The sequence below is a fragment of the Pseudomonas sp. LB3P31 genome (assembly GCF_054897945.1).
In genome coordinates, this window is the sequence record NZ_CM142710.1 from 4,320,001 (window position 1) to 4,332,878 (window position 12,878).

Genomic DNA, 12,878 nt, shown 5'->3' on the forward strand with positions numbered 1-12,878 from the left:
GGCTTAGACAGCTAGGAGGTTGGCTTAGAAGCAGCCACCCTTTAAAGAAAGCGTAATAGCTCACTAGTCGAGTCGGCCTGCGCGGAAGATGTAACGGGGCTCAAACCATACACCGAAGCTACGGGTATCACTTAGGTGATGCGGTAGAGGAGCGTTCTGTAAGCCTGTGAAGGTGAGTTGAGAAGCTTGCTGGAGGTATCAGAAGTGCGAATGCTGACATGAGTAACGACAATGGGTGTGAAAAACACCCACGCCGAAAGACCAAGGTTTCCTGCGCAACGTTAATCGACGCAGGGTTAGTCGGTCCCTAAGGCGAGGCTGAAAAGCGTAGTCGATGGAAAACAGGTTAATATTCCTGTACTTCTGGTTATTGCGATGGAGGGACGGAGAAGGCTAGGCCAGCTTGGCGTTGGTTGTCCAAGTTTAAGGTGGTAGGCTGGACTCTTAGGTAAATCCGGGAGTCTAAGGCCGAGAGCTGATGACGAGTGTTCTTTTAGAACACGAAGTGGTTGATGCCATGCTTCCAAGAAAAGCTTCTAAGCTTCAGGTAACCAGGAACCGTACCCCAAACCGACACAGGTGGTTGGGTAGAGAATACCAAGGCGCTTGAGAGAACTCGGGTGAAGGAACTAGGCAAAATGGCACCGTAACTTCGGGAGAAGGTGCGCCGGTGAGGGTGAAGGACTTGCTCCGTAAGCTCATGCCGGTCGAAGATACCAGGCCGCTGCGACTGTTTATTAAAAACACAGCACTCTGCAAACACGAAAGTGGACGTATAGGGTGTGACGCCTGCCCGGTGCCGGAAGGTTAATTGATGGGGTTAGCTAACGCGAAGCTCTTGATCGAAGCCCCGGTAAACGGCGGCCGTAACTATAACGGTCCTAAGGTAGCGAAATTCCTTGTCGGGTAAGTTCCGACCTGCACGAATGGCGTAACGATGGCGGCGCTGTCTCCACCCGAGACTCAGTGAAATTGAAATCGCTGTGAAGATGCAGTGTATCCGCGGCTAGACGGAAAGACCCCGTGAACCTTTACTATAGCTTTGCACTGGACTTTGAATTTGCTTGTGTAGGATAGGTGGGAGGCTTTGAAGCGTGGACGCCAGTTCGCGTGGAGCCAACCTTGAAATACCACCCTGGCAACTTTGAGGTTCTAACTCAGGTCCGTTATCCGGATCGAGGACAGTGTATGGTGGGTAGTTTGACTGGGGCGGTCTCCTCCTAAAGAGTAACGGAGGAGTACGAAGGTGCGCTCAGACCGGTCGGAAATCGGTCGTAGAGTATAAAGGCAAAAGCGCGCTTGACTGCGAGACAGACACGTCGAGCAGGTACGAAAGTAGGTCTTAGTGATCCGGTGGTTCTGTATGGAAGGGCCATCGCTCAACGGATAAAAGGTACTCCGGGGATAACAGGCTGATACCGCCCAAGAGTTCATATCGACGGCGGTGTTTGGCACCTCGATGTCGGCTCATCACATCCTGGGGCTGAAGCCGGTCCCAAGGGTATGGCTGTTCGCCATTTAAAGTGGTACGCGAGCTGGGTTTAGAACGTCGTGAGACAGTTCGGTCCCTATCTGCCGTGGACGTTTGAGATTTGAGAGGGGCTGCTCCTAGTACGAGAGGACCGGAGTGGACGAACCTCTGGTGTTCCGGTTGTCACGCCAGTGGCATTGCCGGGTAGCTATGTTCGGAATAGATAACCGCTGAAAGCATCTAAGCGGGAAACTAGCCTCAAGATGAGATCTCACTGGGACCTTGAGTCCCCTGAAGGGCCGTCGAAGACTACGACGTTGATAGGTTGGGTGTGTAAGCGCTGTGAGGCGTTGAGCTAACCAATACTAATTGCCCGTGAGGCTTGACCATATAACACCCAAGCAATTTGCTTGCTTCGAGCTGAAAAGCGAAAGAGCACTAGATTGCGGTGTGTGAAGACGCAATGAACCGAAAGTTCGATGCTCACAAACACCGAAAACTATCACATACCCACTTTGCTGAAGCGCGGCCAGCTGGCCACGATTCGGTACCCGAATTTCTTGACGACCATAGAGCATTGGAACCACCTGATCCCATCCCGAACTCAGCAGTGAAACGATGCATCGCCGATGGTAGTGTGGGGTTTCCCCATGTGAGAGTAGGTCATCGTCAAGATTAAATTCCGAAACCCCTATCTGCGTATGCAGGTAGGGGTTTTGTTTTTGCCTGGAACAAAAGCATCAGTTTGTAGCACAAATAGGCACAGTTATTTTCAGTTCAGGACACTAGAATAGGTCCAACTATTTCGGAGTCAGAGCCTTTATGCCAGATTCGGTTGACGCCCAAGGGCTGTCAGAATTACCACTGGACGCCCTGGTAGCCTGTCATGAGTGCGACTTGTTGATGCGCAAGCCCCAACTCGCCCATGGCGAGAAAGCACTGTGTCCCCGTTGTGGCTACGAACTCTATGCCCATCGCCACAACGTCGTGCAGCGCAGTCTCGCTTTGGTCATCGCCGCTCTTCTGTTATTCATCCCGGCGAACTTTCTGCCCATCATGGAACTCAATCTACTCGGGCAATCGGCGCAAGACACTGTCTGGAGTGGGGTTGTCGGGTTATTCGACACCGGCATGCAAGGCGTTTCGGTTGTAGTGTTCCTGTGCAGCATGGCGATCCCGTTGCTCAAGTTGCTCTGCCAGCTGGCCGTGTTACTTAGTATTCAGTTCGATGTCGGCCGCAGCTACGGCTTGTTGCTCTACCGCATTTATCATCATTTACGTGATTGGGGCATGCTCGAGGTATACCTCATGGGCGTACTGGTTGCGATTGTAAAGCTGGCAGATATGGCAGCGATTACCGTCGGCCTGGGCCTCGCGTGTTTCATCAGTTTGTTGTTGGTCCAGGTTTGGCTGGAGGTGGTGATGTCACCGCATCAGATCTGGCAGGCTCTATCAGGAGAGGATGCCCATGCGGGCGATTGATGCAGGCATTCTGATTTGTACGGAATGCCATGAGTTGAACAGGCAGGAAGCTGACACCGACGAGCAGGTCTGTACTCGTTGTGGTGCGCTGGTACATGACCGCCGCCCGAACAGCCTGGTGCGAACTTGGGCATTGCTGATCACGGCCGCGATCCTGTACATCCCGGCTAATGTATTACCCATCATGACTGTCACTTCCCTGGGCCAGGGTGATCCCAGCACTATCATGTCCGGGGTGATCCAGCTGGTTCAACACGGCATGATTCCGATCGCGGCCGTGGTGTTCATTGCCAGCATCGTGGTGCCGACCTTCAAGTTGGTGGGCATTGCCTTGCTGCTGTTCTCGGTACAACGTCGCCAGCCACTATCTGCCCGCCAGCGCATTCTGATGTACCGTTTTATCGAGTTCATCGGGCGCTGGTCGATGCTGGATATCTTTGTGATTGCCATCCTCGTGGCAGTTGTGAATTTCGGACGGCTTGCCAGCGTCGAAGCCAATCTTGGCGCCATCGCCTTCGCCAGTGTGGTGATCCTGACGATGCTTGCCGCAGTTACTTTCGATCCCCGACTGATTTGGGATAATACGGAGTCGGACGACGACCATGACTGATTTGCCTACAGCAAGAACCCGACCGGCCTCGAACTGGTCGGCTATCTGGGTGTTACCCCTAATCGCCCTGATCATCGGCGGCTGGCTCGGCTGGCGAGCCTACAACGAGACTGGCCTCGAGGTTCAGGTGCGTTTCGAAAGTGGCGAAGGCATCCAGGCCAACAAGACCGAGGTTGTCTACAAAGGCATGTCGGTGGGCAAGGTCAAGACCCTCAAGCTCGACGACGAAGGCGCGTCCAAGGGCGTGATCGCCACCGTCGAGATGAACAAGGACGTGGAACAGTACCTGCGCACCAGCACCCGTTTCTGGCTGGTCAAGCCGAGCGTTACCCTGGCAGGCATCACTGGCCTGGAAACCCTGGTATCGGGCAACTATGTTGCGATCAGTCCAGGCGAAGGCGAGCCTACCCGCAAGTTCAAGGCGCTCGCCGAGGAGCCGCCGCTATCCGACGCCAAGCCCGGTTTGCACCTGACCATCAAGGCCGATCGTCTGGGTTCGCTGAACCGTGGCAGCCCGGTGTTCTACAAGCAGATCAAGGTGGGGCAGGTCAAAAGCTACCTGCTCTCTGAAGATCAAAGCACCGTCGAACTCAAGGTCTTCATTGAGCCTACCTACGCCAATCTGGTGCGTAAACACACCCGCTTCTGGAACGCCAGCGGCATCAGCATCGACGCCAACCTCTCCGGTGTGAAAGTGCGCAGCGAGTCCTTGGCCAGTATCGTTGCCGGCGGTATTGCATTCGCCACACCGGAAAACCGCAAGGACAGCCCGCCAACCGATCCGAGCCTGCCGTTCCGGCTCTACGAAGATTTCGACGCTGCCGCTGCCGGTATCCGCATCAAGGTCAAGCTCAGCGATTTCGAAGGGTTGCAGGCTGGTCGTACGCCGGTCATGTACAAGGGGATCCAGGTCGGCAACCTGAAGGCGCTCAAGGTCGATCCGGACCTGACGGCGGCAACTGCCGAATTGACCCTGGACCCATTGGCTGAAGACTACCTGGTCGAGGGCACGCAGTTCTGGGTGGTCAAACCGTCGATATCCCTCGCTGGCATCACCGGCCTGGAAGCCTTGGTGAAAGGTAACTACATTGCCATTCGTCCCGGTGACAAGGGCTCTGCACCACAACGCGAGTTCGTCGCCCGGCCCAAGGCGCCGCCGTTGGACCTGCGCTCGCCTGGCTTGCACCTGGTGCTGTTTACCGAAAGCCTCGGCTCGCTGGAAGTGGGCAGCCCGATTCTGTACAAGCAGGTGAAGGTCGGGTCGGTCCAGAGCTATCAGTTCTCCAAGACCCGGAAACAGCTGGTGATCGGCGTTCACATCGAGAAAGAGTATGAAGGCCTGGTCAACGCATCCACCCGTTTCTGGAACGCCAGCGGCGTTACGCTCACTGGTGGGCTGACCGGTGGCATCCAGGTCAAAAGCGAGTCCCTGCAAAGCTTGATGGCCGGTGGTATTGCTTTTGAAACCCCGGAGGCCAAAGCACCCTTGCAGAAGCGCATTCCTCGGTTCCGGCTGTTCCCCGACCACGACGCGGCCAACCAGAAGGGCGCCGTGGTGACGATCAAGGTCGACCGCGCCGATGGTTTGCGCACGGGTACTCCCGTACGGTTCAAGGGCCTGGATGTTGGCAAGATCGAAGACGTCGATCTCACCGATGACCTGCAGTCCGTGGTGCTCACCGCGCGCATCACCGAAGTGCCGGAGCGCATCGCCCGGGTCGGCAGTCAGTTCTGGGTGGTCAAGCCGGAACTGGGCCTGATCAAAACGTCGAACCTCGAAACCCTCGTTACTGGCCAATACATCGAAGTCCAACCGGCGCCGAAGAGCCTTGGCCCGCAGAAGAGTTTCGTCGCGTTGCCAAGCCCGCCGGAACTTGCCAAGGTCGAACCCGGCCTGAGCCTGGTGTTGAGCGCTGCCCGTCGTGGATCGTTGAAAACCGGTGTGCCGGTGACCTATCGCGAAGTGACCGTGGGCAAGGTGACAGGTTATGAGCTGGGCCAGACTGCTGACCGCGTACTGATTCACATCCTGATCGAACCCAAGTACGCGCCCCTGGTGCGCAGTGGTACGCGGTTCTGGAATTCCAGTGGATTCGGTTTTGATTACGGCTTGTTCAAAGGGGCGACGATGCGCACTGAATCGTTGGAGACATTGATTCAGGGCGGGATCGCTTTTGCTACGCCGGATGGTGACAGGATGGGTAATCCCGCGCGTGCGGAGCAGACTTTTGCGTTGTTTGATAAGTTTGAAGATGAGTGGCTGACCTGGGCGCCGAAGATCGCGATTGGTAAGTAGTTTATTGGCGCCTGTGCTGCCGCCATCGCGAGCAGGCTCACTCCTACAGAGATCTAACAGTAGGAGTGAGCCTGCTCGCGATGAGGCCCTGACATCCGACAAAAAGCTCCCACAAAAAAAGCCGCGGTCCATTGGATCGCGGCCTTTTTCATTGGCTCGGATTAATGCGGATCAGACTGCATCCAGCTCCGGTTCATCCGCTGCAACACTGACCACAGGCTTCACCTCATCGTGACGGCGGATGTACTTCCAATCCGCCTCGTCGATGTAAATCCCGTTCGGCCCGCTACCACCTTCCAGGTCGATGGCGACACTGGCGCAAACCTGCGGTTTCACACTCGCCAGAATCGGCACGAAACCCAATTGCAGGCTGGTTTCCAGCAGTGCGGCCTGGTTCTTCTCGTCGATGTCTGCCGCTTCGTCGAGATAGTAGGGCAGGCGCACCCGGCCGGCCTGATCGCGGTCCATCAAGTGCAGCAACAGGTACATGTTGGTCAGCGCCTTGATGGTCATCGTGGTGCCGTTGGACGCCGCGCCATCGATGTCGGTATGGATCACCGGTTGACCGTTGACCTTGGTGATCTCGAATGCCAGTTCGAACAGGTCCTTGAGGCCGAGTTGGTTGTGATTCGCTGCCACCAGCCGCGCCAGATATTCCTTGGCCTCTTCGTTCTTGTTGTCCTGATCGGCGCTTTGGCTCAGGTCAAACACGGAGAGGGTTTCACCTTCTTCGTACTGGCCGGCGCTGTGGATAATCTGATCTATGTGCTTCAACGCTTCCTTGTTCGGCGCGAGCACGATACGGAAGCTCTGCAGGTTAGAGACCTGGCGCTTGTTGATCTCGCGGTTGAACAGGGCCAGTTGATGCTCAAGGCTGTCGTAGTCACTGCGGATGTTGCGCAGGGTCCGGGCGATGTCGGTGACCGCCGCGCGGCGAGCCTTGCCGAGGGTCAACGCTTCATCGGTGCGGTGCGCATAAGCGTTGATCAGCAACTGCAGGCGTCGCTCCATGTCGTCTTCGCTATCGAACTTGGCGACACCCTTGAGGCGCACCTGAGCGTATAGCGCTTCGATCTGCCCGTCGCTGCGCAACAGACCTTGCCAGCTATCCTGATAGTCGTTGAGCAACGGCAACAGGTTGTCCATGGAATCGTCGATCGGGTCCATGAAAGGCGTGCCGAACGGCAGGTCTGCGGGCAACAGCTGGCGGCGGCGCAAGGCGTCGTCGAGGGTGCGCTGCTTGGCTTCCATGTCGCCGATCTGCCGGCCGACCAATTGCAGCTTGGCCGACAGCTGCTGGACCCGCTCGGTGAAGGCATCGCTGGAGCGCTTCAGTTCGTCCTGCGCGGCTTCCATCTGCGCCAACTGTTCCAGCTTGTCGCCTTCCTCGGCGCTCAAGGTCTGCGCCCGGCGGAAATCTTCCAGGGCCTTCTGTGCGTCTAGCACTTGCTGATACAGCGCTTCGGTCTGGGTTTTGCTGGCCGAGCGATCGGCCGCTACCGCTGCCTGGGTCTTCAGCTGCTTGAGTTCTTTGTCGAGGCGTTCTTTCTGATCACGCAAGGCGGCGCGGTCAGCCAACGCTTGCAGTGCCGGCGGCTCGATGTGCGAGATGTCGATGGACAGGCCTGGCACTTCAAAGCGCTCGCCCTTGAAGCCATCAAGGATCAGCTCGATGGATTTGACCCACTGGCCATCCTCGTCCAGCGTGATGCCGTGCTCACCCAGCGGCAGGCTGAACAACGCACTGTTGAACAGGCGCATCAGGCGCTCGACGTCCTGCTGCGAGAACTCTTCGCGCAGACGGGCATAGCTGTTGTTGTCGGCATGATCGAGTTGCTGCTTGACCGACTTCAGGCGTTTTTCCAGGTCGCGCAGACGCTCTTCGAGGTCTTCGGCGCTGAATTGCCGCGACTGCGCCAGCGCACCGGCCAGTTCATCGTGCGCATCCTTGGCTGCCAGCAACTGCTGTTCGAGGACCTTGACGTCATCGACCAGGGCGAAGCGATGCTTGAGCACCGACAGTTCACCGAGCCAGCGCTGGATGCCGGAAATTTCCCGCTCCAGGCGCATCAGCTCCTGAGTACCGCCGCGCTGGTCGTTTTGCAGCGAGTCCTGTTCGTTGCGATAATGCTCGGCCTGGATGGTCAGCTCTTCCTTGCGCGCACCGGCGTAATCGGACCAGGTGCCCAGCAGGGAGTCGAGCAGCGGCGAGATGCGGTGCAGTTTGCCGCGCAGAATATTGCGCTGGGTGACGCCGGCTGCGAGCGCCTCGACCAGCGGGCCGGCGGTGACCAGCGAGTTGTAGTCCTGCTCCATGCGTCGTACATCGCGGAACGCTTCTTCGCACGCGGCGATGTAGTCCACGCTGCCGGAACGCAAGCTGTGCTCGAAGGCATCGAGGAACAGTTGCTTGAGCTTGGCTGCGGTGATTTCGCGCATGTGCAGCAGGTTGATGAACAGCGCGCGGAAAGTCTTCAGACTCTGCTCGCTGGTGGAGCGCAGCGGGATCAGAGTCAGGTCCAGCGGGATCGACGTGTGTCCGCCGACCAGCAACCGGCGCAGTTCATCCGGCTTGAGCTCGTAGGCTTTGAGGCCTTCACGCTCGAGGTTGGTGAACAGCTCTTTCTGGCGCAGGCAAGTGTCGTTTTTCTGGTAGTGCGCCAGGTCCAGCTTGCCCGCATAGGCAAAGAACTGGTGGCCGAAACCACCGCCCGGGCCGCGGCCGACCACGCCGATCACGTGCGGGCCGTGGGGCAGGGATACTTCCACGAGGATGTAACTGGTGTCCGAGGCGAAGTAGAAGCGCCGGGATTGCTCCAGGCTGTATTTGCCAAAGCTCATGTCCGACATGCGCGCCAGGATCGGGAATTGCAGGGCGTTGATCGAGGCGGATTTTCCGAGGTTGTTCGCGCCGTACACCGACAGCGGTTCTTCCAGCGGGAACAGGCCCAGGCTGTAGCCCGCAGTGTTCAACAGGGCGAAGCGGCGAATGCCGTAGCGTTCCTTGCTCATGCGTTAGTCTCCTGTTCTTCGGCAATGGCGCGGGCCATGGCATCTTCTTCGCTTTCTTCGGCGAACTCGCCAAGGTCCAGCGGATCGTCGGTTTGCAGCAATTTTTCGTCGCTGTCGTCATCGATCAACACCGGCGCCGGCAGTGGCAGCACGCTGTGCAGGCTGGCCGCCAGGTCGCGGTCCTGCTGCACCGACAGGCAGACATCGAGGAAACGGTGCATCGGCGGCAGGAAGCGGTAGATGCCGTTTTCTTCGCCGGCGAAACCGAGCTGTGTCATGCGGCGCATGATTTTTTCTTCGAGTTCTTCGACGGTCTGCACTTCGGCCTGAATGAACAGGTCGCGGTACTTCTCCAGCAGCGACGGCAGTTCATCACGGCCGAGGCTGCCGCCATCCAGTACGGCGACCGGATCGCGGCCTTGGTCGGCCAGATGCTCGACGAGGATGAACGTGAACAGCGCCAGGCGTTGCGCGGTCTTGTTCACCGCCGCCGCAGCGAGGTCCGGGACAAAGTAATAGAACCCACGGGTGTCGCAGACCAGCTCATAGCCCAGCGCCCTGAACAGCGTGCGGTACTGGTCCTGGAAGTTCGACAGTTGCGCGTACAGTTCCGGATCGCGGCGACTGACGTGGTAGCCCTTGAACAGCTCGCGAAAGATCGGTGCCAGCTGGGACAGTTCGGATAGATCAAGATGCATTGGGGATGCTCGCAGAATCCTCGGCGCTGTCGCGGGCCGAGAGCAGGGCGAAGGAGCGCAGGCTGACCTGGTGCTCATGAGTGTGGTAATCGCGGCGTTCGAGACGCTCGCGTTTAAAGCGTTTTTCCCGCGACAGGCGCGAGAACCAATACAGCAATTCATCGGTGGCGCCGTCTGGTTCCTGCTCCAGCAACCAGGTCATCAGGTCCGGCATCGGCAGCGCGTCTTCGCAGCGTTCGAGCATCTCGCGAACGGTGCGTGGCGCCCGTGGTGCCTCACCTTTCTGGGTCTTGTGAGCCTTGGGGAAACGTGCCGGTTTCGGTTCGAAACGGGCCAGCGCGTACACGTAGGCTTCAACCTGACTGGCGCTGCCGAGGAAGGTACTTTGCGGCCGGGTGAACATCGGCATCGCAGCTTGCGGCACCGCATCCAGGCCTTTGCGACGAATGGCCGACAAGGCCAGCGCCGCGCCACGGGTCACGGCGTTGTGGCGACGAGCCTCTTCACGCAGGGGCAGCAGCAGTTCGCGGGCATGGCGCAGGGTCAACTGGGCGCTGGTCTGCATTTCCAGGATGCGCGCGTGGGTGCGCAGCAGCATGTCGTCGTCGACCAGATGGCCCAGTCGTTGTTGTTCGGTGAGCATCTTCAGCAGGACATTCTCGACCTTGCGCACACCTTGTTCGAAGGCGCCGTCGGCGTTCACCAGCTGGATCATCGGCTCGACGTATTCGTCCCAGGTCGCCAGCACTTCAGCGTAACGCTGGCGCAGCGGAATCTGCCGGTCGCTGGTCTTGGCGCGCTCGGCCACGGCCACCAGGGCCTGCTCATCGTTGGCGAGCTTCTTCAATACATCGCGCACGCGCATGTCCAGCAGACGCAACTGGCGCGCCAGGTCGTGGCCGTCGCGAATGTCGAACGCATCCTGGATATAACCGGCCAGGCGCTCGAGGTGGCGCAGATAGGCTTCGATCTCCAGGCACAGACCCAGGCGGTGTTCGCGGCGCAGGTAAGCCAGGAAGTCATGGATCTGCGCATTCAGCTCGAAACGGTTCGGGCTTTTCGCCACGGGAACCAGGATGTCGAGGCGAATCCACACGTCCAGCAGGCTGGTGATGTCCTGCGGTGTACTGTCCAGTTGCTGGGCGCCGAGTTGCGTGCGCAGTTCGTTGAGGCTCAAGGTGCCCTGGTCGAAGTGCTCGCACAGTGGCTCCAGAAGTGCCCAGTGTTCAGCGAGGGCGCGCAAGACGCGCTTGGGTTCGATCATCGGAATGGCCGGCTGGTTGGCGAATAAAAGCAGCGATTGTACTGCATCGCGCTGGTTGCTATTAACTCTCGGGACGGACAGTCGGCTTTCTATCGATCAAGCGCGGGCGATCTTCGGCGAAGGGCGGTAGAATCACCGCACTTTCAGTTATCCACAAGTGGCCGACCTTTGCTAATCGAGTCCCGTCGCCGCGCCTATCTGACCGCCATGCAGGTGGTCAACTGGCTGCCGCGCACCGAATTGCCCTTTGCTGCGCCGTCGCGGCCTGAACTGCTGGAGGCGCCAGAACCGTTGGTCGTTACCCCGGTATTGCTGGTTCCGGTGGCTGCCGAGCCCGTGGAGCCGGTGGTCAGGCCCGCCGAGCGCATAAAGATCGAGGTGCAGCGGCCTTCGTTGGCCAGCACGCGCAGCAATGCCAAGGCCGAGGAAGAGCAGGCACCTGTCGTCGTCAAGGCGCCGGTTGTGCCACCGCCGCGTTTCGCCCTGCAATTGCTGCGCGCCGGTCGCTGCCTGCTGTTGGTCGAGTTACCCACAGGTGAAGCGTTTCAAACCCGCGATCCTGCCTACCTGTTGCTCAAGGACATGCTGCGCGCTGCCGGCCTGCCGGACAGCCCGCAGATCGTCGGCGACCCGGTGCGCTGGCCGCTGCTGGTCCGGGGCACGATGGAACAGGGCCCGGAGGCCGCTCGCGACTTCGTGCAGGGCTTCCTGTCAGCTCGACTGGAAGATGCGCCGTGCGCCTGCGTCTGGCTGATTGGTCTGCCGGCGGTGCGTTTCGCTGGCGAGGAAAATGCCGAATCGTTCAACCGTGAACTCCAGGTCGAAGGCCTGGGCTCGGTCTGGGCCCTGCCGGGCCTGGAATTATTAATGGAAGAGCCACAGCGTAAGGCTGATGTCTGGCAAGCCATGCGTCGGCTGATGGCGCGCTGGAAAGAACCCAATGAGTGACGCTGTATCGTTTCGCCCGATGACCGAGGCGGACCTGGACGTTGTCCTGAAGATCGAATATGCGGCGTACAGCCACCCCTGGACCCGCGGGATTTTTCTAGATGGGCTGTGCAAGTACCAGATCTGGTTGATGTTCGAAGGTCAGCAACAGGTCGGTCATGGTGTGGTGCAGATCATTCTTGATGAAGCGCACTTGCTGAACATCACGGTCAAGCCGGAAAACCAGGGGCGTGGGCTGGGCCTGACGCTGCTGGAGCATCTGATGTCGATTGCCTACAAGGCCGAGGCGCGGGAGTGTTTCCTGGAGGTGCGGGACAGCAATCGTTCGGCATTCAGGTTGTATGAGCGGTATGGGTTTAACGAGATTGGCCGGCGTCGGGATTATTATCCGGCGGTTGGTGGACGCGAAGATGCTGTGGTCATGGCCTGCACGTTGGTGGATTGATCTTCAATTGCATGGATTGAACACATATTTCCTGTAGGAGCTGCCGAAGGCTGCGATCTTTTGATCTTGAAAAACGACATCAAGATCAAAAGATCGCAGCCTGCGGCAGCTCCTACGGGAGATCAGCGATTCCCATCCAACGGATCCCGCTGCGCCAGCTCCGCCTCATCCAGCCCGTTACCACCACCGATGTCATCTTCATCGACAATGCTCAAATCCCAGTCCGCCTGTCCATCCTCACCCGCTTCTTTGGCATCCCGCGCACCATCCTCGCGGATCAGCGTTTCCGGGCTCATGTCATCATCCGTCGATTCATGATCTTCGGTTGAAGCACCGGTCAGACCAGCCTCCCGAACTCGCTCAGCAGGCATCAACTTCTCGCGTTCGTTTTCCGCAATCTCGTCGCCAATCCTCGCGCTGGGCTCTTCTTCGTCAAAATCCAGCTCATGCATCGAACCCATGCGGTCTTCGTTGTCATCGATGGGCTCTGGCTGAGTCGCATCGAAAGGACGTCGTGAATCAGTCATGGTATTTCCTCATACTGTGGGCCTTACTAAGGTGGACCCACAGGGCTGGCGAGAATTCCACCCACCTTAGTTGCATCAATCGCGTGACCCCGACGGGTGGTTGTCTGTCAAACAATCGCACCATT

At 58.5% G+C, this 12,878-nt stretch carries 9 protein-coding genes and 2 rRNA genes (1 of these 11 running past the window's edge); 7 read left to right on the forward strand and 4 right to left on the reverse strand.

Features of this window, described 5'->3' with window-relative positions; all coding sequences use genetic code 11:
• From ACYZTK_RS19655 to ACYZTK_RS19675, 5 genes are all read left to right on the forward strand, one after another.
• Positions 1-1,861 (forward strand): 23S ribosomal RNA (locus ACYZTK_RS19655) (it extends 1,031 nt beyond the left edge of the window).
• A 169-nt stretch (positions 1,862-2,030) separates the two neighbouring features.
• Positions 2,031-2,146: ribosomal RNA gene (rrf, locus tag ACYZTK_RS19660) — 5S ribosomal RNA — on the forward strand.
• Positions 2,147-2,293: 147 nt separating this feature from the next.
• The gene (locus tag ACYZTK_RS19665; protein WP_462011354.1) at positions 2,294-2,953 is read left to right on the forward strand and encodes a paraquat-inducible protein A; all 660 of its coding nucleotides are present in this window, start codon (positions 2,294-2,296) and stop codon (positions 2,951-2,953) included.
• Positions 2,940-3,563: a paraquat-inducible protein A gene (locus ACYZTK_RS19670; RefSeq protein ID WP_462011355.1), complete on the forward strand. Its 624-nt coding sequence runs from the start codon at positions 2,940-2,942 to the stop codon at positions 3,561-3,563. The genes ACYZTK_RS19665 and ACYZTK_RS19670 overlap by 14 nt, the downstream gene beginning before the upstream one ends.
• On the forward strand, positions 3,556-5,859 hold the full coding sequence (locus ACYZTK_RS19675) for a PqiB family protein (RefSeq protein ID WP_462011356.1): 2,304 nt from the start codon (positions 3,556-3,558) through the stop codon (positions 5,857-5,859). Before ACYZTK_RS19670 ends, ACYZTK_RS19675 begins: the two co-directional genes overlap by 8 nt.
• Before the next feature lie 171 nt (positions 5,860-6,030).
• Here ACYZTK_RS19675 and mksF read toward each other — a convergent pair whose 3' ends face one another.
• Genes mksF through mksB form a run of 3 tightly spaced genes read right to left on the reverse strand, consistent with a single transcriptional unit; the run spans position 6,031 to position 10,833 of the window.
• Complete coding sequence (mksF, locus tag ACYZTK_RS19680) at positions 6,031-8,871, reverse strand: Mks condensin complex protein MksF (RefSeq protein WP_462011357.1); 2,841 nt, start codon at positions 8,869-8,871, stop codon at positions 6,031-6,033.
• Positions 8,868-9,569, reverse strand: coding sequence for an Mks condensin complex protein MksE (gene mksE, locus ACYZTK_RS19685; RefSeq protein ID WP_462011358.1), 702 nt, complete (start codon positions 9,567-9,569; stop codon positions 8,868-8,870). Before mksE ends, mksF begins: the two co-directional genes overlap by 4 nt.
• On the reverse strand, positions 9,559-10,833 hold the full coding sequence (mksB, locus tag ACYZTK_RS19690) for an Mks condensin complex protein MksB (protein WP_462011359.1): 1,275 nt from the start codon (positions 10,831-10,833) through the stop codon (positions 9,559-9,561). The genes mksE and mksB overlap by 11 nt, the downstream gene beginning before the upstream one ends.
• A gap of 207 nt (positions 10,834-11,040) precedes the next feature.
• On the opposite strand from mksB, the gene ACYZTK_RS19695 reads away from it, so the two are divergent.
• Together ACYZTK_RS19695 and rimI are read left to right on the forward strand one after the other, a co-directional pair.
• Positions 11,041-11,781, forward strand: coding sequence for an energy transducer TonB (locus ACYZTK_RS19695; RefSeq protein ID WP_462014937.1), 741 nt, complete (start codon positions 11,041-11,043; stop codon positions 11,779-11,781).
• Complete coding sequence (rimI, locus tag ACYZTK_RS19700) at positions 11,774-12,226, forward strand: ribosomal protein S18-alanine N-acetyltransferase (RefSeq protein WP_462011360.1); 453 nt, start codon at positions 11,774-11,776, stop codon at positions 12,224-12,226. Before ACYZTK_RS19695 ends, rimI begins: the two co-directional genes overlap by 8 nt.
• A 122-nt stretch (positions 12,227-12,348) precedes the next feature.
• On the opposite strand, the gene ACYZTK_RS19705 is transcribed toward rimI, so the two are convergent.
• Positions 12,349-12,753 carry a serine kinase/phosphatase gene (locus ACYZTK_RS19705; RefSeq protein ID WP_462011361.1) on the reverse strand — a complete coding sequence of 135 codons (405 nt, stop codon included), beginning with the start codon at positions 12,751-12,753 and terminating at the stop codon, positions 12,349-12,351.
• Positions 12,754-12,878: the final 125 nt, after the last annotated feature.

What these genes read in the sequence shown, in the direction of transcription:
- mksE (WP_462011358.1), bottom strand. Translation starts at nt 9,569, where the DNA reads ATGCATCTTGATCTATCCGAACTGTCCCAGCTGGCACCGATCTTTCGC.
- ACYZTK_RS19705 (WP_462011361.1), bottom strand. Translation starts at nt 12,753, where the DNA reads ATGACTGATTCACGACGTCCTTTCGATGCGACTCAGCCAGAGCCCATC.
- ACYZTK_RS19695 (WP_462014937.1), top strand. Translation starts at nt 11,041, where the DNA reads ATGCAGGTGGTCAACTGGCTGCCGCGCACCGAATTGCCCTTTGCTGCG.
- ACYZTK_RS19665 (WP_462011354.1), top strand. Translation starts at nt 2,294, where the DNA reads ATGCCAGATTCGGTTGACGCCCAAGGGCTGTCAGAATTACCACTGGAC.
- ACYZTK_RS19670 (WP_462011355.1), top strand. Translation starts at nt 2,940, where the DNA reads ATGCGGGCGATTGATGCAGGCATTCTGATTTGTACGGAATGCCATGAG.
- mksF (WP_462011357.1), bottom strand. Translation starts at nt 8,871, where the DNA reads ATGAGCAAGGAACGCTACGGCATTCGCCGCTTCGCCCTGTTGAACACT.
- rimI (WP_462011360.1), top strand. Translation starts at nt 11,774, where the DNA reads ATGAGTGACGCTGTATCGTTTCGCCCGATGACCGAGGCGGACCTGGAC.
- ACYZTK_RS19675 (WP_462011356.1), top strand. Translation starts at nt 3,556, where the DNA reads ATGACTGATTTGCCTACAGCAAGAACCCGACCGGCCTCGAACTGGTCG.
- mksB (WP_462011359.1), bottom strand. Translation starts at nt 10,833, where the DNA reads ATGATCGAACCCAAGCGCGTCTTGCGCGCCCTCGCTGAACACTGGGCA.